The organism is Citrobacter sp. MGH100, assembly GCF_001034465.1.
Lineage (GTDB): Bacteria > Pseudomonadota > Gammaproteobacteria > Enterobacterales > Enterobacteriaceae > Citrobacter > Citrobacter youngae.
In genome coordinates, this window is record NZ_KQ089804.1 from 66,598 (window position 1) to 89,966 (window position 23,369).

At 53.2% G+C, this 23,369-nt stretch carries 20 protein-coding genes; 9 read left to right on the forward strand and 11 right to left on the reverse strand.

What is annotated here, in order from left to right:
- The first annotated feature begins 147 nt into the window (after positions 1 to 147).
- The 5 genes from SK32_RS22380 to actP all read left to right on the forward strand — a co-directional run bounded on the left by SK32_RS22380 (position 148) and on the right by actP (position 6,535).
- Entirely contained in the window at positions 148 to 1,494 is a 1,347-nt protein-coding gene (locus tag SK32_RS22380; RefSeq protein WP_077253535.1) for an ISNCY family transposase, read from the forward strand.
- Positions 1,495 to 1,542: 48 nt separating this feature from the next.
- Positions 1,543 to 1,938: a helix-turn-helix domain-containing protein gene (locus SK32_RS22385; protein ID WP_004143398.1), complete on the forward strand. Its 396-nt coding sequence runs from the start codon at positions 1,543 to 1,545 to the stop codon at positions 1,936 to 1,938.
- Between the two features lie 442 nt (positions 1,939 to 2,380).
- Positions 2,381 to 4,339 (forward strand): acetate--CoA ligase, encoded by a 1,959-nt coding sequence (gene acs, locus SK32_RS22390; RefSeq protein WP_048213915.1) that lies wholly within the window; start codon positions 2,381 to 2,383, stop codon positions 4,337 to 4,339.
- A 235-nt stretch (positions 4,340 to 4,574) separates the two neighbouring features.
- Entirely contained in the window at positions 4,575 to 4,889 is a 315-nt protein-coding gene (locus SK32_RS22395) for a DUF485 domain-containing protein (protein ID WP_006688274.1), read from the forward strand.
- Positions 4,886 to 6,535, forward strand: coding sequence for a cation/acetate symporter ActP (actP, locus tag SK32_RS22400; protein ID WP_048213916.1), 1,650 nt, complete (start codon positions 4,886 to 4,888; stop codon positions 6,533 to 6,535). Before SK32_RS22395 ends, actP begins: the two co-directional genes overlap by 4 nt.
- Before the next feature lie 45 nt (positions 6,536 to 6,580).
- Here the strand turns inward: actP and SK32_RS22405 are convergent, their stop codons facing one another.
- Positions 6,581 to 7,270, reverse strand: a complete 690-nt coding sequence (locus tag SK32_RS22405) for an LrgB family protein (protein WP_003031745.1) — start codon at positions 7,268 to 7,270, stop codon at positions 6,581 to 6,583.
- Positions 7,263 to 7,673 carry a CidA/LrgA family protein gene (locus SK32_RS22410; RefSeq protein ID WP_048213917.1) on the reverse strand — a complete coding sequence of 137 codons (411 nt, stop codon included), beginning with the start codon at positions 7,671 to 7,673 and terminating at the stop codon, positions 7,263 to 7,265. The genes SK32_RS22405 and SK32_RS22410 overlap by 8 nt, the downstream gene beginning before the upstream one ends.
- A gap of 101 nt (positions 7,674 to 7,774) precedes the next feature.
- Between SK32_RS22410 and SK32_RS22415 the strand changes: the two genes are divergently transcribed.
- A complete protein-coding gene (locus SK32_RS22415; RefSeq protein ID WP_040229800.1) occupies positions 7,775 to 8,665 on the forward strand; it encodes a LysR family transcriptional regulator in 891 nt (296 codons plus the stop codon).
- Positions 8,666 to 8,749: 84 nt separating this feature from the next.
- On the opposite strand, the gene SK32_RS22420 is transcribed toward SK32_RS22415, so the two are convergent.
- The 3 genes from SK32_RS22420 to soxR all read right to left on the reverse strand — a co-directional run bounded on the left by SK32_RS22420 (position 8,750) and on the right by soxR (position 12,954).
- Positions 8,750 to 10,396, reverse strand: coding sequence for a Na+/H+ antiporter (locus tag SK32_RS22420; RefSeq protein WP_040229801.1), 1,647 nt, complete (start codon positions 10,394 to 10,396; stop codon positions 8,750 to 8,752).
- A gap of 157 nt (positions 10,397 to 10,553) precedes the next feature.
- Positions 10,554 to 11,903 (reverse strand): guanine/hypoxanthine transporter GhxP, encoded by a 1,350-nt coding sequence (gene ghxP, locus SK32_RS22425; RefSeq protein ID WP_048213918.1) that lies wholly within the window; start codon positions 11,901 to 11,903, stop codon positions 10,554 to 10,556.
- Positions 11,904 to 12,495: 592 nt separating this feature from the next.
- Positions 12,496 to 12,954: a redox-sensitive transcriptional activator SoxR gene (gene soxR, locus SK32_RS22435; RefSeq protein ID WP_003826630.1), complete on the reverse strand. Its 459-nt coding sequence runs from the start codon at positions 12,952 to 12,954 to the stop codon at positions 12,496 to 12,498.
- An 86-nt stretch (positions 12,955 to 13,040) separates the two neighbouring features.
- On the opposite strand from soxR, the gene soxS reads away from it, so the two are divergent.
- Positions 13,041 to 13,364: a superoxide response transcriptional regulator SoxS gene (gene soxS / locus SK32_RS22440; RefSeq protein ID WP_005132611.1), complete on the forward strand. Its 324-nt coding sequence runs from the start codon at positions 13,041 to 13,043 to the stop codon at positions 13,362 to 13,364.
- Between the two features lie 2 nt (positions 13,365 to 13,366).
- Here the strand turns inward: soxS and SK32_RS22445 are convergent, their stop codons facing one another.
- Positions 13,367 to 14,953: an EAL domain-containing protein gene (locus SK32_RS22445; RefSeq protein WP_048213920.1), complete on the reverse strand. Its 1,587-nt coding sequence runs from the start codon at positions 14,951 to 14,953 to the stop codon at positions 13,367 to 13,369.
- A 551-nt stretch (positions 14,954 to 15,504) separates the two neighbouring features.
- Here SK32_RS22445 and SK32_RS22450 point away from each other — a divergent pair.
- Positions 15,505 to 15,786, forward strand: a complete 282-nt coding sequence (locus SK32_RS22450) for a YjcB family protein (protein WP_048213921.1) — start codon at positions 15,505 to 15,507, stop codon at positions 15,784 to 15,786.
- 66 nt (positions 15,787 to 15,852) lie between these two features.
- Here the strand turns inward: SK32_RS22450 and ssb1 are convergent, their stop codons facing one another.
- Positions 15,853 to 16,377, reverse strand: a complete 525-nt coding sequence (ssb1, locus tag SK32_RS22455; protein ID WP_003826621.1) for a single-stranded DNA-binding protein SSB1 — start codon at positions 16,375 to 16,377, stop codon at positions 15,853 to 15,855.
- A gap of 251 nt (positions 16,378 to 16,628) precedes the next feature.
- Here ssb1 and uvrA point away from each other — a divergent pair, with 251 nt between their 5' ends.
- Entirely contained in the window at positions 16,629 to 19,451 is a 2,823-nt protein-coding gene (uvrA, locus tag SK32_RS22460) for an excinuclease ABC subunit UvrA (RefSeq protein ID WP_048213922.1), read from the forward strand.
- 77 nt (positions 19,452 to 19,528) lie between these two features.
- Here the strand turns inward: uvrA and SK32_RS22465 are convergent, their stop codons facing one another.
- The 4 genes from SK32_RS22465 to alr all read right to left on the reverse strand — a co-directional run bounded on the left by SK32_RS22465 (position 19,529) and on the right by alr (position 23,368).
- Entirely contained in the window at positions 19,529 to 19,885 is a 357-nt protein-coding gene (locus tag SK32_RS22465; RefSeq protein ID WP_048213923.1) for an MmcQ/YjbR family DNA-binding protein, read from the reverse strand.
- Positions 19,886 to 20,005: 120 nt separating this feature from the next.
- The gene (aphA, locus tag SK32_RS22470) at positions 20,006 to 20,719 is read right to left on the reverse strand and encodes an acid phosphatase AphA (RefSeq protein WP_048213924.1); all 714 of its coding nucleotides are present in this window, start codon (positions 20,717 to 20,719) and stop codon (positions 20,006 to 20,008) included.
- A gap of 247 nt (positions 20,720 to 20,966) precedes the next feature.
- Complete coding sequence (tyrB, locus tag SK32_RS22475) at positions 20,967 to 22,160, reverse strand: aromatic amino acid transaminase (protein ID WP_048213925.1); 1,194 nt, start codon at positions 22,158 to 22,160, stop codon at positions 20,967 to 20,969.
- A 128-nt stretch (positions 22,161 to 22,288) separates the two neighbouring features.
- Positions 22,289 to 23,368: an alanine racemase gene (gene alr, locus SK32_RS22480; RefSeq protein ID WP_003844721.1), complete on the reverse strand. Its 1,080-nt coding sequence runs from the start codon at positions 23,366 to 23,368 to the stop codon at positions 22,289 to 22,291.
- Between the last annotated feature and the right edge of the window lies 1 nt (position 23,369).

Genomic DNA, 23,369 nt, shown 5'->3' on the forward strand with positions numbered 1-23,369 from the left:
TTCTTTTATTGTTTTCCATAACAGCAACCACACGAATACTGTCTGTCAGCACAAAGCGTTATTGTCGTCTCAGCACAATTCACACGCGTCGTGTACGCTAAGCCTTCATTTTGCTCAGCACAGGACCGCGATCTTATGTTGGTGACTATGACAGACAAAGAACTTTACCGGCTTGGCATCATTCAGCGAGTATTTGACCGGGCTTTGCTTCAGCGCGACGCAGCAGACATACTTAAGCTCAGTGTTCGTCAGGTGCAGCGTCTTGTGCGTCTGTACCGGACAGATGGCGCAACCGCATTTGCATCTTCCCGCCGTGGACGTCCTGCAAACAACCGGATCGATGAAGAAACACGCTGTAAAGCCCTGGATTTGATCCGGTGCCACTATTCAGATTTTGGCCCAACGCTCGCAACCGAAAAACTGGCTGAACGCCATCATATATATCTCTCCGTTGAAACCATCCGTAACTGGATGACAGCCGACGGTCTCTGGCGTCCTCATTCCCGCCGGCGAACCCGGGTTTACCAGCCGCGCTATCGTCGCGACTGTTTCGGCGAACTGGTTCAGATCGATGGCTCTCACCATGACTGGTTCGAAGGAAGAGCCCCAAAATGCTGTCTTCTGGTCTTCATGGATGACGCCACAGGTCGCCTGATGCACCTGCGATTCTGTGATTCAGAAAACGCGTTTGACTACATGATGGCTACCCGGCAATACATTGATAAACATGGTAAACCTGTCGCATTTTACAGCGACAAGCATGCGGTGTTCAGGGTCAGCGGACCCGAGAGCCGACGTACCGGCACAACCCAGTTCGGACGGGCTCTCCGGGAACTGGCGATCGAATTGATTTGTGCCAACAGCAGCCAGGCAAAAGGTCGCGTGGAACGGGTAAATAAAACGCTCCAGGATCGACTGATTAAAGAGATGCGCCTGCAGAACATCAGCTCGGTTGCTGAAGCCAATCAGTGGATTGAACATTTCATGTCTGATTTTAACCGTCGTTTCTCCCGGCCGGCAAAATACCCTAAAGATCTGCACCGTGCGGTCACACAGAGTCCACTGGAGCTGAATGATATCTTCGCCTGGCAGGAGCTACGGACCTTATCGAAAGCACTGACTTTTCAGTATGATAAAGTCATGTATATCATTGAACCCACCGAACAAAATACGCGCATAGCAGGTGAAAAAATTACCGTTTATGATTACCCTGACGGAAGCATTACTTTCCGGCATCAGCACCGGCCACTGGGTTATAAGATTTTCGATAAACTGACCTGCGTTGATCAGGGGGCGGTTGTTGATAACAAACGACTGGGTGCCGTTCTGAGGCTGGCACAGCAGAAACAGGACGAGCTGGAGGCTGAAGGAAAGCGAATGCGCAGTACAAAAATGCCCCGCAGGCGCGCTCAGGAGCGTGCACTGGAAGAGCTCAGGGCGATCAACCCGGTGCTGGCCAGTCCGCAGGATTTTATCCCCAGCCTGAAGCGATGAGCCCTTCCCTCACCTGTGGATCTGATATGGCCGACAGATGAGAGAAAAATGGACGACAACAAACCAGTGCTCCTGACACTTCACGAAGCGCTACGCCTGGATTTGATTGAAGCCTATATGGCGCGGGAAATCACGCTGGCAGAAGTGGCAGAGTCCATGGAGCTCACCCGTCGTCAGTGCTCCCGCCTGATTAAGCGCTATCGCGAGCTGGGGCCAGCCGGTCTGGTCAGCCGGCGCCGTGGAAAGCCCGGCAATCATCAGTTAAACACCACCATCAGAGATCAGGCACTGCAGCTTATTCGCTCACGCGGCCGGGGTATGAATCCGTCAGCCATCTGGCGAATTCTGACCACAGAATACGGTGTCCGGATTTCAAAAGAGACCGTACGTAAACTGATGATAGCCGAGAAAACCTGGCAACCACGTTCTTCCTCCAAAGCCTGACTCAACCTTAAAAAGGCATTGTCCAGACTCTCCACTGACGTCAGGTCAGCTTTGTTTTCAGCACGACATTTCAACATTGGCTAGACACTGTCATGACATTGCTCCACCCTATTTGTAACAAGAAACCCCACAAGAAATGTTGTTTTTAATCAATTGTAAGTGTATGTAAAATACCACTTTAGAGTTATTTGCCCCTTCTAATCCCTCACTCTTTTGTCTATACCCGACACAGATCACCTTTTCAAAACTCTCTATATAACCGCATGTTATCGCGAGGTTTAATCAATTTTTGCTAGTTCTCTTCAAAATTCAGTTTGCCGCTAATTTGCACAATTCGGTTATTGCGTGATCTGTCGCCCAAATACTAAACAAAACTCGCAAAGCCCCCACATTTAACGTTTGTGCGACATATTATTAACATCCTACAAGGAGAACAAAAGCCATGAGCCAAATACACAAACACGCTATTCCCGCAAACATTGCGGACCGTTGCCTGATAAACCCGGAGCAGTACGAAGCGAAATACCAACAGTCCATTACCGATCCCGACACATTTTGGGGCGAGCAGGGAAAAATTCTTGATTGGATCACGCCATACAGCCAGGTAAAGAACACCTCTTTTGCACCCGGCAACGTGTCGATTAAATGGTACGAAGACGGCACGCTGAACCTGGCGGCAAACTGCCTTGACCGCCATCTGCAGGAAAACGGCAATCGTACCGCCATCATCTGGGAAGGCGATGACGCCAGCCAAAGTAAAAACATTACCTATCGCGAACTGCATCGCGATGTTTGTCGTTTCGCCAATACATTGCTGGATTTAGGCATTAAAAAAGGCGATGTGGTAGCGATCTATATGCCGATGGTGCCGGAAGCTGCGGTGGCCATGCTGGCCTGCGCCCGCATTGGCGCGGTGCATTCGGTCATCTTCGGTGGGTTCTCACCGGAGGCCGTCGCCGGACGTATTATCGACTCCAATTCACGCCTGGTGATCACCGCTGATGAAGGCGTGCGCGCCGGACGCAGCATCCCGCTGAAAAAGAACGTCGATGATGCGCTGAAAAACCCGAACGTGAAGACCGTGGAGCATGTGGTCGTCCTCAAACGAACCGGTGGAAAAACGGAATGGCAGGAAGGCCGTGACCTGTGGTGGTCCGATCTTATAGAAAAAGCCAGCCCTGAACATCAGCCGGAAGAAATGAACGCGGAAGATCCGCTGTTTATCCTGTATACCTCTGGTTCAACCGGTAAGCCAAAAGGCGTGCTGCACACCACGGGGGGATATCTGGTTTACGCGGCAACGACCTTTAAGTATGTGTTTGATTACCATCAGGACGATATCTACTGGTGTACTGCTGATGTGGGTTGGGTTACCGGCCACAGCTATTTGCTGTACGGTCCGCTGGCCTGCGGTGCCACCACGCTGATGTTTGAAGGTGTACCTAACTGGCCGACCCCGGCGCGTATGTCACAGGTCGTGGACAAGCACCAGGTCACAATCCTCTATACTGCGCCAACGGCTATCCGCGCCCTGATGGCAGAAGGTGATAAGGCGATTGAAGGCACTAACCGTTCATCGCTACGCATTTTGGGTTCCGTTGGCGAGCCGATTAACCCGGAAGCATGGGAGTGGTACTGGAAGAAAATTGGCAACGAAAAATGTCCGGTCGTTGATACCTGGTGGCAGACCGAAACCGGGGGATTCATGATCACCCCACTGCCGGGCGCCACCGAGCTGAAAGCGGGTTCTGCAACGCGTCCATTCTTTGGCGTACAACCAGCCATCGTTGATAACGAAGGTAACCCGCAGGAAGGGGCGACCGAAGGCAACCTGGTGATCACCGACTCATGGCCGGGTCAGGCGAGAACGTTGTTTGGCGATCACGAACGCTTTGAGCAAACCTACTTCTCTACCTTCAAGAATATGTACTTCAGCGGCGACGGCGCGCGTCGTGACGAAGACGGCTATTACTGGATAACCGGACGTGTGGATGACGTGCTGAACGTCTCGGGCCACCGCCTGGGTACAGCAGAAATCGAGTCGGCGCTGGTGTCGCATCCAAAGATTGCCGAAGCCGCCGTGGTCGGCATTCCACATAGTATTAAAGGCCAGGCCATTTACGCCTACGTCACACTGAATCACGGCGAAGAGCCGTCACCTGAGTTGTACGCCGAGGTGCGCAACTGGGTACGAAAAGAAATTGGCCCGTTAGCAACGCCAGACGTGCTGCACTGGACCGACTCACTGCCGAAAACCCGCTCCGGCAAAATCATGCGCCGTATTCTGCGAAAAATCGCGGCGGGCGATACCAGCAATCTGGGCGATACCTCAACCCTCGCCGATCCTGGCGTGGTAGAGAAACTGCTCGAAGAGAAGCAGGCCATCGCGATGCCATCATAACCATAACCGTGAAATGCCCGATGGCGCGCTGCTTATCGGGCCTACAAATCCTATCCCTACCCCTCCCCTGACCGGGAAGGAAATATAAAAACCTCCCCCAAAGGATTTCGTGTTACAGGAAGGCGGCAAGCAAGCATATCCCCAGTCACATAGTTCACTATGTGACTGGGGTAGGCGAGTGCGGCCAACGAACCTGTAGCACGAAAGACGCAGGGGGACCTCTGGAGACTCTGTGATGAATGACAATATTTATCAGCGGATAGAAGACAGTGCGCGTTTCAGGGAGTTAGTAGAAAAACGGCAACGGTTTGCCACCATTCTGTCCATCATCATGCTGGCAGTTTATATCAGCTTTATTTTACTGATTGCCTTTGCGCCTGGCTGGCTGGGTACGCCGCTACACGCGGGAACCAGCGTCACCCGGGGTATTCCGATTGGGGTCGGTGTGATCCTTATCTCCTTCATCCTGACCGGGATCTATATCTGGCGGGCCAACGGTGAATTTGATCGCCTGAACAATGCGGTTCTGCACGAGGTTAAAGCATCATGAAGAGAGTCCTGACGGCGCTTGCCGCCACGCTGCCCTTCGCCGCAAACGCGGCGGATGCTATTAGCGGTGCAGTTCAACGCCAGCCAACCAACTGGCAGGCGATTATTATGTTCCTGATTTTCGTCATCTTTACGCTCGGTATTACTTACTGGGCGTCTAAGCGCGTACGTTCGCGTAATGACTACTACACCGCTGGCGGTAACATCACCGGTTTCCAGAACGGACTGGCGATTGCGGGCGACTATATGTCGGCGGCATCGTTCCTCGGGATTTCCGCGCTGGTATTTACCTCGGGTTATGACGGGCTGATCTACTCGCTCGGCTTCCTGGTCGGCTGGCCAATTATCCTGTTCCTGATTGCGGAACGCCTGCGTAACCTCGGTCGTTATACCTTTGCAGACGTTGCGTCTTATCGTCTGAAGCAGGGGCCAATCCGTATTCTGTCGGCCTGCGGTTCCCTGGTGGTGGTCGCGCTGTATCTGATCGCCCAGATGGTCGGCGCAGGTAAGCTGATTGAGCTGCTGTTTGGTCTGAACTATCACATCGCCGTGGTGCTGGTTGGCGTACTGATGATGATGTACGTGCTGTTTGGCGGCATGCTGGCAACCACCTGGGTACAGATCATTAAAGCCGTTCTGCTGCTGTTCGGCGCCAGCTTTATGGCCTTCATGGTCATGAAGCACGTCGGCTTCAGCTTCAATAACCTGTTTACCGAAGCGATGGCGGTACACCCGAAAGGCTCCGCGATTATGAGCCCGGGCGGTCTGGTAAAAGATCCGATATCCGCCCTGTCGTTAGGTCTTGGATTGATGTTCGGTACGGCAGGCTTGCCGCATATTCTGATGCGTTTCTTCACGGTCAGCGATGCCCGCGAAGCGCGTAAGAGCGTATTCTATGCCACCGGCTTTATGGGTTATTTCTACATCCTGACCTTTATCATCGGCTTTGGCGCGATCATGCTGGTAGGTGCTAACCCAGAGTACAAAGATGCTGCAGGCGCACTGATCGGTGGTAACAACATGGCGGCGGTTCACCTGGCGAATGCGGTGGGCGGTAACCTGTTCCTCGGCTTCATCTCTGCAGTGGCGTTTGCCACCATCCTGGCGGTGGTTGCCGGGCTGACGCTGGCGGGCGCTTCGGCAGTTTCTCACGATCTGTACGCTAACGTGTTCCGCAAAGGCGCTACCGAGCGTGAAGAACTGCGCGTCTCGAAAATTACCGTACTGATATTGGGTGTGATTGCCATCGTGCTCGGCGTGCTGTTCGAAAATCAGAACATCGCCTTCATGGTGGGTCTGGCGTTCGCCATCGCGGCCAGCTGTAACTTCCCCATCATTCTGCTTTCCATGTACTGGTCAAGACTGACCACCCGTGGCGCAATGCTGGGTGGCTGGTTAGGTCTGTTAACAGCGGTAGTATTGATGATTCTCGGCCCAACCATTTGGGTCCAGATCCTCGGTCACGAAAAAGCCATTTTCCCGTATGAATATCCGGCGCTGTTCTCCATCAGCGTAGCGTTCCTCGGGATCTGGTTCTTCTCTGCGACCGACAACTCAGAAGAAGGCAACCGCGAACGCGAGCAGTTCCGTGCTCAGTTCATCCGTTCCCAGACCGGGTACGGCGTAGAGCAAGGTCGTGCACACTAACCTCCCTTCTCCTCCGGCTTTCGGGCCGGAGGATTATATCTTTTCTCAGAACATCAGCCTCGCCACCAGCGGTGCCACCAGCACCATCACCACACCGGAAAGCATCATTACCAGACTGGCAACCACGCCCTCCTGCTGACCAAGCTCATAAGAGCGCGCCGTGCCTGCGCCATGCGATGCAGCGCCAAACCCTGCGCCTTTGGCCATACCTTCGCGGATGGAAAGCCGTAAAAACAGCACATCACCGACGGCCATACCGAATACACCGGTCACCACCACGAACAAGGCCACCAGGTCCGGCTGCCCGCCCAAGGGTTCTGCCGCTGCCAGCGCAAACGGCGTGGTGACGGAACGTACCGCCAGGCTACGTTGGATCTCATCAGGCAACATAAACAGGCGCGCCAGCCACACGGAACTGGTAACGGCCACCAGCGTTGCCGTTACCACGCCCGCCGTCAGCGACATCCAGTGACGCTTAATCACGGCAAGGTTGTCATACACCGGAACGGCAAAGGCGATGGTCGCCGGGCCTAACAGCCACAGCAACCAGTGCGATTCACCAATATAGTTTTGCCAGGAAATATGCCCGAACACCAGCATCAGCACCAACAGTGCTGGCGTGAGGACCAGCGGCATCAGGGGTAATTTACGAAAACGGCGATACAAACGCTTATTAGCAAAGTAGATACCCAGCGTAATCACCAGACACAACACGCTTAGCTGGAAATTACTCACGGTTTAACCTGCTCATTTCATAGCGATACACTTTATCGACCACCCACGCCGTGGCACCGAGCACCATCAGCGTGCTTATCGCAATGACAGCAAAAATACGCCAGCCATCGACTAACAACAGCTGCGTATAGTTGACGACGGCCACCACTGCCGGAACAAAAAACAGCAGCATTTCAGCCAGTAACCAGCGGGCACCGGCGCGTATCCAGCTCAGCGGGATAACCCGGCAGATAATTAATGCCAACATCAGCACCATCCCGACCAGGTTGGCGGGAAGCGGTAGATGCAGCCAGGAGACAAGATATTGAGCAAATACAAAGAGACCTGCGTACAACAGAACCTGAACGGGGATCTGGAGTCGTTGAATGACAGCAGGCGTCACGCGGCTTATCGCCACAGCCATGAGGGTATGTCCTTAAAAAATAGAGAGCGCCAGTATAGAGAGCCCCCGTCCAGGACTGAAATGAATTAAACTCATTGCAGGCATAGTCTTAAGGAATAATCATGGATATCAGAACGCTGCGATATTTTGTTGAGGTGGTGCGTCAGCAGAGCTTTACCCGCGCAGCGGAGAAGCTTTTTGTCACCCAACCCACCATCAGCAAAATGTTGAAGAACCTTGAAGACGAGCTGAACTGCACGCTGTTAATCCGCGACGGTCGGCGGCTTTTATTGACCGATACCGGACAGGTTGTTTTTGAGCGCGGTCTGGCGATTTTGGCCGAGTTTCGCCAGCTTGAAGCCGAACTTAGCGACATTAACCATCTGAACAAAGGGCTATTGCGCCTTGGTATCCCGCCAATGGTCGGTATGTTGATGGCAGGTCCCATCAGCCTGTTTCGCCAGCGTTATCCCGGCGTTGAGCTTAAAATATCGGAGTTTGGTGGCTTAACCGTCCAACAGGCAGTCATGAGCGGTGATTTGGATGTTGCCATGACGGCCCTTCCGGTCGAGGAAGAGAGTGGACTGGCAACCTTACCGCTTTTCAGTCATCCGCTCTGCGTGCTGGTCCCCCGCTCCGGTCAGTGGACAACGTGTGAGTCCATTTCCCCCGAAGCGTTAGCGGAGCACCCGCTGCTGATCTATAACGAAGATTTCGCCTTGAGTCGCCAGCTGCTTGAACTGTTTAGCCAGCACAACGTCAAGCCGCGCATCGCGGTACGCAGCGGGCAGTGGGATTTTCTGGCGGCCATGGTGCAAGCCGGCGTCGGTATCGCTATTTTACCGGAGCCAATTTGCCAACGACTGGATAAACAGACGCTGCGCTGGATCCCGCTGGAGAGCGATTTACGCTGGCAACTGGGCATGATTTGGCGTGAAGGCGTGTATCTGTCGCACAGCGCTCAGGCGTGGCTGACATGCTGCGAAGGGTTTTGGTTAACGCAAGAATCGTAAGTGCCGGATGCGGCGTAAACGCCTTACCCGGCCTACAATTCGATTCCGTAGGCCTGATAAGCGTAGCGCATCCGGCACAACCGTTTATTGGTTCTCGATCAGCAACGCTTCCAGCAAGTCCAGATCGTGCAACAGTTTCTGCAGCGTTTCATTGCTGATTTCGCGCGTGGCGCGCAGGTGATAAAGCTCTGCACGTTCTGAACGCAATGCCGCCAGGCGGAAACGTCGCTCGAGGTTCTCTTCCTGTAATGAGCTTTCCACATCGTTACGTCCATCGACGCGACGGCGCAGGTTACCGATTACACGAGAGCTCACTTCGGTCAGCAGTTGATTATCAATATTCTCTTCGCTGTCCGCCGCCAGACGCTCTTCCATTTTCTGGATAGCAACAATCGCGACTTCCGCCGTCGCAGCGCGGGCTATCCGCTCTTCTTTCAGTTGCTGCGAGTGATCTGCCACTTCCAGGTGTTGCAGCAGAATCGGTAGCATCACTACACCGACAAACAGAGAGAACAGGATCACGCCCGCGGCAAGGAATACTAGCTCGTAGCGCGCCGGGAAGCCGCTACCATCCGGCAACAGCAGCGGGATGGAGAGCACACCGGCAAGCGTAATCGCCCCGCGAACCCCCGCAAAGGAGGCGATCAGGATTTCACGCGTTGTCCATGAGCCAAACTCCATCGGCTTTTTCTTCAGGAAGCGCAGACTGAATTTTTTCATCGTCCACAGCCAGCCAAAACGCACCAGCATCAGCGCTACGTAAATCAGCACGATATCGGTAAACAGCATCCAGGTTTCAACGTTCGGATCGGCTTCTGCTGCCACCAGAGAGGACTCCAGAATCCCCGGTAATTGCAGCCCTAACAGCAGGAAGACCATGCCGTTAAAGACGAACTCCAGCATTGCCCAGGTGCTGTTAGCACGTAAGCGCATCGCCAATGGCGCACGACGCATTACGCCTGAACGGGTTATCGTCATCCCGGCTGCGACCGCCGCGAGGATCCCGGAAACACCAATGTGTTCGGCAATCAGGTAAGAAGCAAACGGCAGCAGGAACAGCAGAACAATTTGCGTTGCCGGCTCATCGCCGCCCCAGCGGCTAAGAAAGCGCAGAGAGCGTCCATACAACCAGCTGACGACAAAACCCGCCAGGATGCCGCCAATCGCTACCTTAAAGAACTCAACCGTCGCACCACCAACGGTAAACACCATCGTTCCCATTGCCACGGCCACAGCAAATTTCAGCGATACCAGGCCAGACGCATCGTTCATCAACGCTTCGCCCTGCAGGATGCCCATGATTTTCTTCGGTATACGCCCCTCACCTACAATGCCAGAAAGGGCAACGGCATCGGTTGGCGATAACACTGCGGCCAGCGCAAAAGCGGGGATCAGCGGAATCCCCGGGACCAGCCAATAAATCATAAAACCAATGCCGACCACCGTAACCAGTACGAGCGCCAGTGCCAGACCGAAGATCTCTCGTCCGTGCTCCAGAAACTCACGCGTTGGCGTCTTCCAGCCATCGGCAAACAGCAGCGGCGGGATGAACAGCACCAAAAACAGCTCAGGATCGAATTCCACATGCAAACCAAACGTCGGCCACGCCAGCAAGGCGCCGATGGCGATCTGCATAAGGGGTAAAGGGAGTTGGAAGGGCAATACGCGAGTAAATACCCCCGACAGCGAGACCACAAGGGTCATGATGAGTATGGTGAAAAAGATTTCCATGCGTTCCCTGTTTGCGATGTTTCTTATGATTAGTGGTGAGAGGCGTCGTGCCTCAATTCTATCTACTCGAGAGTAACGCAAAAGACAACGAGTGTGTTCTGAAAATAAAAACGGGCGGCAAAAGCCACCCGTTTTCAGGATCAAGAGCGTATCGGAATTAAATAGCCCAACCGCCTGCATAGAATGCAACCAGCGCCACGGCAATCACCACCGTTCCGATATTCAGTTTTCGCCATTCGCCGGAAACAATACGGCCAATAACCAGAGTGGCAAAACCGATCATAATGCCGGTCACGATATTACAGGTCAGCACGATAAAGACAGCGGTAATCAGTCCCGCCATCGCTTCGACGAAGTCGGTAAAATCGATTTTCGCCACGTTGCTCAGCATCAGCAAACCAACATACATCAGCGCCGGTGCCGTTGCGTAAGCAGGAACAAGGTAAGAGAGCGGAGAAAGGAACAGGATCAGCAGGAACAGAACACCTACGGTGATCGCCGTCAGACCGGTTTTACCCCCTGCCGCGGTACCCGCTGCAGATTCAATGTAAACCGCCGCCGGAGCAGCGCCCACCAGGCCAGAGAACACGCTGCTCAGGGAGTCAGTCGTTAACGCTTTGCCGCCATCGATAATCTGACCGTCTTTATCCAGCAGATTCGCCTGGCCCGCAACCGCGCGGATGGTTCCGGTCGCATCGAAGACGGCGGTCATGACCAGCGCCAGCACGCTCGGCAGAACGACAGGGTTCAGTGCGCCCATAATGTCCAGGCTGCCGATCAGCGAGTTGCCGTTTTCGTCGCTCAGAGACGGCATGGCAAAAATACCGGAGAAATGCACGGCCGGATCGAAAATCAGGCCAACGACGGAAATACCAATAATGGTCAGCAGGATGCCACCCGGTACTTTCAGTTTTTCGAGGCCGATAATCACCGCCAGACCAATCAGCGACATAATGACCGGGAAGGTGTCGAAGTCACCCAGCGCAACCGGCAGGCCATCCAGCGGGTTCTTAATGACCAGACCAACACCGTTTGCCGCAATCAGCAGCAGGAACAGGCCGATACCAATACCCGTACCGTGCGCAACGCCCTGTGGCAGATTGCGCAGGATCCAGCTACGAATACCTGTCGCGGAAATGATGGTAAACAGAACACCCATCAGAAACACCGCGCCCAACGCAACAGGCACGCTAATATGCTGCCCCAGCACCAGGCTGAATGCGGTAAACGCCGTCAAAGAAATGGCGCAACCAATCGCCAGCGGCAGGTTTGCCCACAGGCCCATCACAATAGAGCCGACACCGGCTACCAGGCAGGTTGCCACAAATACAGCGGCTGGCGGGAAACCGGCTTTACCCAGCATTCCTGGAACCACGATAACAGAGTAGACCATCGCCAGAAACGTCGTTAATCCGGCAACGACTTCCTGTCGAACGGTACTGCCACGGTGCGAAATTTTAAACCAGGCGTCGAGTGAACCGCCGGTACGCGCTGAAGGCGTAGACATAGAAAACATCCCCTGAGAGTTTATTTTTCGTCATTATGCGTGCTGGACAATCCGCTGCCTGCTTAACGTTTTCTCCCTGTGCCAGGTTTGCGTCAGTAGGGGTGTCGCAAAAAAGCAAACGTTTAGCTCCGCGCATAAAAACGGGTGGTAAAAAAAAGCAAACGATTATCTAGCGATCATGTACTGGTTTTCAACTGAACTTTGCCGCTTTTTACTCATTTCTTCTTATAACGCACAAGAAATAGCCAGTCGATGCGCAAACGTTATCGTCAATGCGCAATCTGGCAACAAATTTCGCGCAGTTATTACAACCCCAGCGGTAATCTTTCACGTTAATTCGCGCAAAAAAACGAATGAAGATGCGGAAAATTTTTCGGCTAAAAAACCATCAATCGACTAGCAAATAGACGGGGGTGGCATACACTTACCTTATCAACACAAGCCGGAACCTCCCCTAATGTGCTCGACTGAGGGGTGTTGATGTCGGGGGAAACCCTCCCGTGAACCAGCGGGATAGAGTGAAAGACGAAGACCGGAACCAAACTAAAGCGCCCTCTGTGGCGCTTTAGTTTTATACCCGTATTTAAACCCATCAATCATCTTCCAGCAGGCGCGCCCCAGTTCCTTGCTCGCCCAGTTGATCGCCTGGGTTACGCAACGGGCAATCGCTGCGCGACAAACAACCGCAACCAATGCATCCATCCAGTTCATCACGCAACGCCACCAGGGTATGAATACGCCGGTCCAGTTCTTCACGCCATTGCGACGAGAGCTGTTTCCACTCTTTGGCGCTGAGCGAATGTCCTTCGGGTAATACCCCTAGCGCGTCGCCAATCGTTGCCAGTGGTATACCGATACGCTGGGCAATCTTGATAATCGCGACATAACGCAACACATCACGTTTGTATCGACGCTGATTGCCGCTGTTGCGCATGCTGCTGATTAACCCTTTGCTTTCATAGAAGTGCAGAGTTGATACCGCGACACCGCTACGTTTTGCGACTTCACCTGGCGTGAGCAGCGCTTTTATCCGGGGTAATTTCTTTTCCATAAATCGCTTTACCTCAAGTTAACTTGAGGAATTATACTCGCCCACAGACAAAACGACGAATCGAATACTGAGAAAGAGGCAGCCCTATGTCCCATCAGCAGATAATTCAGACCCTTATTGAATGGATTGATGAACATATCGATCAACCGCTGAACATTGAGGCGGTGGCGAAAAAATCAGGTTACTCGAAGTGGTATTTACAGAGGATGTTCCGCACGGTGATGCGTCAGACGTTGGGTGACTATATCCGCCAGCGCCGACTTTTGTTAGCCGCCGTGGAACTACGGACGACCGAACGACCTATTTTCGATATTGCGATGGATCTCGGCTATGTGTCGCAACAAACGTTCTCACGCGTGTTCCGCCGCGAGTTTGATCGTACACCCAGCGACTACCGTCATCGCCTGTAGGATTATTGCCCGCTCTGCGTCAGTATGGCGGGCGAGCGCTGTAGCCAGAGCATAAACTCCTGCGGCGGTAACGCTTTCGCAAAATACCACCCCTGACAATACTGAACGCCACGTTCAAGCAGCCATTCCATTTGATCTGCCGTTTCCACCCCTTCAGCAATTGTCTTCAGATGTAAGCTTTGCGCCATTTCGATGATATGTTCGGCAATCAGGTGGCTGGTACTGTTGGTCGCCAGCGTACTAATAAAAGATTTATCAATCTTCAGGATATCCACGTTCAGTGCCGCCAGATTGTGCAGATTGGAATATCCCGTCCCAAAATCATCAAATGCCACTTCATAACCGGCCTGACGGAATGCCTGGATTACCGGGGTCATTTTATGCACATCAATAAATCCACGCTCCGTCACTTCGACTTTAATTTGCTGGGCAGCGACTGAGTAATCACGCGCTTTCTCAGCGATCAGGGCAATCAGTCGGGATGAATGGAAATCAGAAGCTGAGAGGTTAATTGAGATATAAATCTGGGGATGCGCTGAAAGAAAATACCCTAAATCATTGAACACTTCTTCGACCACGTAATCCGTGATACTTTCAATCATGCCTTCTTTTTCAGCCAGCGGAATAAATTCCGTCGGGCTCATGACCTCGCCTTTGCAACCTGGCCAACGCATCAGCGCCTCGGCCCCCACACATTGACCATTCTTGATATCGATGATCGGCTGGTAATGCAGGCGTAGCTGGCGTTTTTCCAGCGCACGCCTTAACAAACGACGAGGGGAATGGTACTGCTGGCGTGTACGCCACCACATCAACAACATCAGAATGCTGCAGATCACCCCAAAGGGGATCGTGAGTGCGGCTTCGTGATAGAAATTTTGATGGACGCGATCGCGGGTCGTCGAAACAATAATCGCGATCGGGCGCTTCTCAGAACGAACGATGGTATAGAACCGATCGTCCAGTTGGAAGGTAGAGGCTTTACCGCGCACCAGCGGCAGAAATTGCTTAACATGCGCCTGATTGCTGGCGGAGAAGAAAGTATCCGTTATCGTGTCATAGACGCCCCACAATAGGCCAGGGTCATCTGACATGACTTCGCTGTAAGATAATGGGTTAATGACAACGACGTAGTTTCCTCTTTGCATATACGTCATGTTGTAGCCAGAGAAAAAAGGCGTATCGCGATAGTAATAGATCGAAACGTCCGGCGTACGTTTATAGTCAGCGGTTGGCATAATATAGGGAACTGACGGTGCCATCGACGTAGAGCACAAAAAACGATCATCTTGTGCATAAATTAGCTCGCTGATATATAAACGCCCGCGAATAATATTCAGCATACTTTTCTGATGGGCAGGGGTACACATCTTACCCTGATACAGCTGAGCCATATCACGCGCTAAATCAGCTTGCTGGATCACCAGTTCCGTTTTATTTAACACCAGTTGAGCAAATGAGTGGAGTTGAGTGCGGGTTTCGGACGTCGCCCGGATATGAGCAAACCATAGCGCCAGCACCACGGGGAGCAATACCACCGTGAGCGTGCCGAGGAGCTTCAGCATCTTGCTTTGCGCACTGAGATTCATGTCAGCCCTATTTCCCTGTTTCGTATATGCCAGTACCCATCAAGGCAGGATGCTATAAACACCAACTGGTTAAGTTGCATGAATCTATCAACATTATCAACAGACGTCTCTATGTAAAAGTCTGATAATAGTGGATGATGATATTATTTTCCCGTAAGGCAAACTTAAAGTTACGCTTATTTTGCAACATCATTATCAAGAAAGAGTAATGTTTTACACGCGTTATACTGGCGGCACGTATAAAACACATTAACTTTTTTAACGATTAATTTCGGATAAAGAAAACAAGTAACATGAATGCATCTTACATAACGCATAATTTATTATTCGTTTATGAATCAAGATAACCATACAATTAACATGGATAAAAACCGGCAAAAATAACGTCAGATACTGGTGAACAAACGAGCAAATGTGATATAGTTCACAGAAATAATGTAACAGAAACATTGTTTCATTCATGTTATTGCCCGTCGATAGCCAGAGTACCACACCCTCTGTGAATAACCCCGCGCTGTCCTGGGCATCAAGACTTTCTGAGGACGTTTTTCATGGCAACAATAACAACTGGCGTAGTTCTTCTGCGGTGGCAACTGCTCAGCGCAGTACTGATGTTTTTAGCCAGTACGCTCAATATTCGTTTTCGTAAATCAGATTATGTTGGACTGGCCGTTATCAGCAGCGGTTTAGGGCTTGTTTTTGCCTGCTGGTTTGCAACCGGATTACTCGGTATCACCCTGGTAGATGTATCCACTATCTGGAATAACATCGAATCTGTGATGCTCGACGTGATGAGCCATACTCCGCCAGACTGGCCAATGGTGTTGAATTGATAACAGAAAGGAATGGGGTTACCCCGACGCTGGGGCAACCCTGATTTACGAAATAAAGCAGAGGAATTAGAACGGAATATCGTCGTCGAAGTCCATCGGCGGTTCGTTAGACGGCGCTGCCGGAGCGGACTGCTGCGGACGAGACTGTGCGCCGCCGCTGAACTGGTTGCCGCCCTGCGGCTGCTGAGGCTGACCCCAACCACCCTGCTGCTGACCACCACCTGCCGGCGCGCCGCCGCCCTGACGACCACCCAGCATTTGCATGGTGCCGCCAACGTTAACAACGACTTCAGTGGTGTATTTTTCTACGCCGGATTGATCGGTCCATTTGCGGGTACGCAGTTGGCCTTCAATATAGACCTGAGAACCTTTACGCAGATATTCGCTGGCGACTTCCGCCAGTTTGCCGAACAGCACAACACGGTGCCATTCAGTCTGCTCTTTCATTTCGCCGGTCGCTTTATCACGCCAGGATTCGGAAGTAGCCAGCGTAATGTTGGCAACTGCGCCACCATTCGGCATATAGCGTACTTCCGGGTCCTGGCCCAGATTACCGACGAGAATCACCTTGTTTACGCCTCTGCTGGCCATGATCGTGTCTCCTGAAAAACGTTACTGAATAAGTGTAAGCGCGGGATTGTAGCATTTCCAATAGCGCTTTTACTACGTTGCGAAGTTGATTCCAGTAAACAACCTCCGCCAGACATTGTTGCACAGGAACATGCGTTTTGCATTCCAATACTGTATATCCATTCAGGTCAGGTTGTGTCATAATTAACCGTTTGTGATCGCCGGTAGCACCATGCAGCCAGGCAAAAAAGCGTTTAATCCGGGAAAGATGAATGGATAAGATCGAAGTTCGGGGCGCCCGCACCCATAATCTCAAAAACATCAACCTCGTCATCCCGCGCGACAAGCTGATTGTCGTCACCGGGCTTTCGGGCTCAGGCAAATCTTCGCTCGCTTTCGACACCCTATATGCCGAAGGGCAGCGTCGTTACGTTGAATCCCTTTCCGCGTACGCGCGTCAATTTCTGTCGCTGATGGAAAAACCGGACGTCGACCACATTGAGGGGCTCTCTCCTGCCATCTCAATTGAACAAAAATCGACGTCCCATAACCCGCGATCCACGGTAGGTACAATTACCGAAATTCACGACTATCTGCGTCTGCTGTTTGCCCGCGTTGGCGAGCCGCGCTGCCCGGATCACGACGTTCCCCTGGCAGCGCAGACCGTTAGCCAGATGGTGGACAACGTCCTGTCGCAGCCGGAAGGCAAACGTCTGATGCTGCTGGCGCCGGTAATTAAGGAGCGTAAAGGCGAGCACACCAAAACGCTGGAAAACCTGGCGGGCCAGGGCTATATCCGCGCCCGTATCGACGGCGAAGTGTGTGACCTTTCCGATCCGCCCAAGCTTGAGCTGCAAAAGAAACACACCATCGAAGTGGTGATTGACCGCTTTAAAGTCCGTGACGATCTCACCCAACGACTGGCTGAATCCTTTGAAACCGCGCTGGAACTGTCCGGTGGTACGGCGGTGGTCGCCGATATGGACGACCCGAAAGCGGAAGAGCTGCTGTTCTCCGCCAACTTCGCCTGCCCGATTTGCGGCTACAGCATGCGCGAACTGGAACCCCGCCTGTTCTCGTTCAACAACCCGGCAGGTGCATGCCCAACCTGTGATGGTCTCGGCGTGCAGCAGTATTTCGATCCTGACCGGGTGATTCAAAACCCGGAACTGTCGCTGGCCGGTGGCGCCATCCGCGGTTGGGATCGCCGTAACTTCTATTATTTCCAGATGCTTAAGTCGCTGGCGGAACACTATAAGTTCGATGTCGAAGCCCCATGGGCCAGCCTGAACCCTACCGTGCATAAAGTGGTGCTGTACGGTTCGGGTAAAGAAAATATCGAATTCAAATACATGAACGATCGCGGCGATACGTCCGTACGTCGTCACCCGTTTGAAGGTGTGCTGCACAATATGGAGCGCCGTTATAAAGAGACGGAATCCAGTGCGGTACGCGAAGAATTAGCCAAATTCATCAGTAACCGACCGTGCGCCAGCTGTGAAGGGACGCGTTTACGCCGGGAAGCCCGCCACGTATTTGTCGAAAATACGCCACTGCCCGCGATTTCCGACATGAGCATCGGTCATGCGATGGATTTCTTCAACAACCTGAAGCTTGCAGGTCAGCGGGCGAAGATTGCCGAGAAAATCCTTAAAGAGATTGGCGATCGTCTGAAGTTCCTGGTCAACGTCGGCCTCAACTACCTGACGCTGTCGCGTTCAGCGGAAACGCTCTCCGGCGGCGAAGCTCAGCGTATTCGCCTGGCAAGCCAGATCGGCGCGGGTCTGGTCGGTGTAATGTACGTGCTGGATGAACCGTCTATCGGTCTGCATCAGCGCGATAACGAACGTCTGCTGGGTACGCTTATCCACCTGCGTAACCTGGGTAATACCGTGATTGTGGTCGAGCACGATGAAGATGCGATTCGCGCCGCTGACCACGTTATCGACATCGGCCCCGGCGCGGGCGTTCACGGCGGCCAGGTGGTTGCTGAAGGAACGCTAAAAGATATCATGGCGGTGCCTGAGTCGCTAACCGGCCAGTACATGAGCGGTAAGCGCAAAATTGAAGTACCGAAACAGCGCGTGGCGGCTGACCCGGAAAAAGTGCTGAAGCTCACCGGCGCACGCGGTAACAACCTGAAAGATGTCACTCTGACGCTGCCGGTTGGTTTATTTACCTGCATTACCGGGGTTTCCGGCTCAGGTAAATCGACGCTGATCAACGATACGCTGTTCCCAATTGCGCAGACGGCGCTGAACGGTGCGACGCTGGCGGAACCTGCGCCGTATCGCTATGTTCAGGGTCTGGAACATTTCGACAAAGTCATCGATATTGACCAAAGCCCGATTGGCCGTACGCCGCGCTCTAACCCGGCAACCTACACCGGCGTGTTTACGCCAGTGCGCGAACTGTTTGCCGGCGTGCCGGAGTCACGTGCGCGCGGTTACACGCCAGGCCGTTTCAGCTTTAACGTCCGTGGTGGACGCTGTGAAGCCTGTCAGGGCGACGGCGTGATCAAAGTCGAAATGCATTTCCTGCCGGATATCTACGTGCCGTGCGATCAGTGCAAAGGTAAGCGCTATAACCGCGAAACGCTGGAGATTAAGTACAAGGGCAAGACTATCCACGAAGTGCTGGATATGACGATTGAAGAAGCCCGTGAGTTCTTCGATGCCGTTCCGGCGCTGGCGCGTAAGCTGCAAACACTAATGGACGTTGGTCTGACGTACATCCGTCTGGGGCAGTCCGCAACGACCCTCTCAGGCGGTGAGGCGCAGCGCGTGAAGCTGGCGCGTGAGTTGTCAAAACGCGGTACCGGGCAAACGCTGTATATTCTCGATGAGCCGACCACCGGTCTGCATTTTGCGGATATTCAGCAACTGCTGGACGTGCTGCATCAGCTCCGGGATCAGGGCAACACCATCGTGGTGATTGAGCACAATCTGGACGTGATTAAAACCGCAGACTGGATTGTCGATCTCGGTCCGGAAGGCGGCAGCGGCGGCGGGGAAATTTTAGTCTCCGGCACACCGGAGACGGTCGCTGAATGTGAAGTCTCACACACGGCACGTTTCCTCAAGCCGCTGTTGTAATCCTGCCCTTATCAGGCCTACGGGCACATACCCTGTAGGCCGGATAAGTCGCTAGCGACGCCATCCGGCAAAACGGATCAAGGCTGCACCAGCAACCTGCGTTTATCTTCCGGCAAGGTGTTTATGGCCTGCTGGTAAGACGCGTCCACCAGATAATAAATCTGTGAACCTGGCAGCGAGCCGTCAAGATACACCGTGCTCCAGTGCGCTTTATTGAGATGGCGGCTGGGTCGCACGTCTTTATGTTGCTGACGCAGCAATTCTGCCAGTTCAGGGCTGGTTTTCAGAGAGACCGCCGGGCGACCTTCGACCTCTTTGACCATGGCAAAAAGTACATCTTCAACTTTGATTTGCGTGGCTTTCCAGTCACTATGCACGCTCTGCTCCGCACCCGTTTTTGCCATGCAGTATTGCAGCAACTCCGAATTCGTCATCTTTATTCCCCTTACCAGCATATTGCCTAATGAGAACATCTTTTATTCAGTGTGCAGCAAGTCCGCAAAAGGTAAAAGCCAGCAGCGTAAATTTGTTTAAAAAAGCAGCATTTCGTATTCTCAATACTCCGAGTTGACGATCACCTCTTCACCAAACGCGCCAGCCTGCGGCAGCGGTTTATAGGTAGAGTTAGAGGCGCGTAAAATACGGATACCGCGGATTCCTACGTCGCGAGCGGCGGTGATGTCATTGTCGGAGTCACCGTAGAACATGCGGATGCTTTTATCCTGCAACCACTGCGTTTTGGTGTTCTGACCGGGTTTATCACCGGCAAAAATGACCGGATTCATATTGCCGGCCGGAATGTGAAAGTTATCGGCCAGCGTTTTCGATACCGTTTCGGTCTTCGTCTGACTACGCCCGGTCACGAAAAAGATGCTGTCGCCACGACGCACATGCATATCAATCAACTGACGCGCCACTTCTTTCGGAATACTGAATTCATCCCAGCCATTGTTCATTTTTTCCCAGAAGGCCGGATTCTTCAGGTAATCCTCACTGTCCGGGGAATACGTTTTTTTACCGCGCCAGAAGCCCGGGCTGGAAAAGAGAACCGTATCATCGATATCAAAGCCAACGGCCATCGGCGGGCGTCCGGTCAGGCTGTTTTCGATTTGTGCCACGGAGACCCAGTGAATGGGGGCCTGCTCAGCGAGTTTTGCAACGTTGGTGCCCGGATTAAGCTGAGAAGGAGAGGAAACTAACGCCTGAGCGGGCTGATTTAACGTGAACAATAAACAAACGGCACTCAGTGCCAGGGTAAACTTGCGCATATTTTTCCCTAAGTAGTCAGTTAGTTATGATTTTTTATTTAACAACTGGTCAAAAAACTATCTGACCTTACCCCCTGGGGGAAGGGAAAGGAAGGATTTTCTCTGGTTTTGTCCAGGAAAAGGAGCATGATCACACAGGAAAGTACGCCTGATGGCGCTCCGCTTATCAGGCCTACAAACTAAAATCCATGTATCCTTGTAGGACAGATAAGGCGTTTACGCGCCATCCGGCATCACACAAAGCCGATTACATGACGGCGGCAAATGCCTTCGCCACGCGCTGCACATTACCGTGATTCAACCCGGCCACGCACATACGTCCGCTGGCTATCAGGTAAACACCAAACTCATCGCGCAGGCGATCGACCTGAGTGGCGCTGAGCCCGGTATAGCTGAACATACCGCGCTGTTGCAGCAGGTAATCAAAGTTACGGCCCGGGATCTCCGCATTCAATACGTTAACCAGTTCCTGACGCATCGCCAGAATGCGGGTACGCATTGCCTCAACTTCCGCCAGCCAGCTCGCTTTCAGCTCTTCATCCCCCAGTACCGCGGCAACCACCTGCGCACCAAAGTTTGGCGGACTGGAGTAGTTCCGGCGCACCGTCGCTTTTAGCTGCCCCAGAACGCGGCTGGCAGCATCGGCGTCTTCACACACCACAGAAAGCCCGCCAACACGTTCGCCATACAATGAGAAAATTTTGGAGAATGAGTTGCTAACCAGAGTTGGTAAACCAGCACTCGCAATCGCACGGATGGCGTACGCATCATCTTCCATTCCGCCACCAAAACCCTGGTAGGCAATGTCGAGGAACGGGATCAGGTCGCGCGCTTTCAGGATCTCAATCACCGCATCCCACTGTGCTGGTGTTAAATCCGCACCCGTGGGGTTATGGCAGCACGGATGCAGCAGCACAATGCTACGCGCCGGTAAGGTATTCAGCGCTGCCAGCAGATCGTTGAAACGCACGCCATTAGTCGCGTTGTCATACCATGGGTAAGTACTTACTTCGAATCCCGCCCCTTCAAAAATCGCGATGTGGTTTTCCCAGGTCGGATCGCTGACCCACACGCCAGAATCAGGGAAATAGCGCTTCAGGAAGTCTGCGCCAACCTTTAGCGCGCCGGAGCCGCCCAGCGTCTGAATGGTTGCCACGCGCTGCTGCTGGAGAACCGGATGATCTGCGCCAAACAGCAGCGGCGCAATAGTATGACGATACGTGTTCAGACCTTCCATCGGCAGATACAGCGAAGCACCATGCGGTTTGGCATTAAGTCGAGCTTCCGCTTCCGCCACCGCTTTAAGCTGAGGAATAATTCCGTCTTCGTTGTAATACAGGCCTATGCTGAGGTTCACTTTGTCGCTACGTGAATCTTCTTTGAAGCGCTCCATGAGCGATAAAATCGGGTCGCCGGCGTAGGCGTCAACTTTTTGAAACACGTGTGGTTCTCCAGGTTTACAGGCAAGGGTTAAGAACACAATAAACCGGAAGCGGGAGAAGATCGAGAGGATGTTGAGGGCAATATTGCCGGAAGGCGGCGTAACCGCCTGTCCAGCACATCATTCTGCTAATCGATATACTTCATCGCCACCCTTGAGGTCAGGCGCGTAATAAGTTCGTAAGCACTTACTTTCGTCATTTCAGCAATGCGTTCAACGGGCAGTCCCTCACCCCACAGAATCACCGAATCGCCGGCTTTATCCTGCGCCTCGGGGCCTAAATCGACGCAGATCATATCCATCGCAACGCGACCGACGATCGGCACTTCACGGCCATTAACCAGCACCGGCGTCCCGGACGGCGCCGCGCGCGGATAACCATCACCATAGCCCATTGCCACCACGCCCAGACGCGTGTCGCGCTCGCTCAACCAGGTACCACCATAGCCAACCGGCTCGCCCGCTTTGTGCTCACGCACCGCAATCAGGCTGGAGGTCAGCGACATCACCGGCTGACAGCCAAAATCAGCACCGATAGAGTGGTTTTCCAGCGGCGACACACCATACAGAATCAGTCCCGGACGCGCCCAGTCGAAGTGAGACTGTGGCCACAGCAGAATACCGCCCGATGCGGCAATCGAACGCTGCCCAGGTTTGCCCTCGCAAAAGCTGTTGAAGATATCGAGCTGTTTTTCCGTCGCGCCGCATTCAGGTTCGTCTGCGCGCGCAAAATGGCTGACGATATTGACCGGCTGGCGCACATTTTCACATTGAGTTAGGCGCTGATAAAACGCCTCGGCCTGCTCAGGGCGTACGCCCAGGCGGTGCATACCGGTGTCGAGCTTCATCCAGACGGTAACGGGTTCAACCAGATTAGCGGCTTCCAGGGCTTCGAGCTGCTCCTGGTTATGGACGGCTGTATGCAGACGCTGCGCGGAAATAGTCGGCAGATCGGAGGCATCAAAAAATCCCTCCAGCAGCAGGATGGGCTGCGTGATCCCACCCGCTCGCAACCGCAGGGCTTCTTCAAGACGAGCGACACCAAAAGCGTCCGCATCGGGGAGCGTTCGCGCGGTCTCTAACAGACCATGGCCGTAGGCGTTCGCTTTCACGACCGCAACCAGTTTGCTGGCAGGAGCCAGTTCACGCAGACGTTGCAGGTTGTGTCGCAGAGCGCGGCGGTTAATGACTACAGTTGCCGCTTGCATT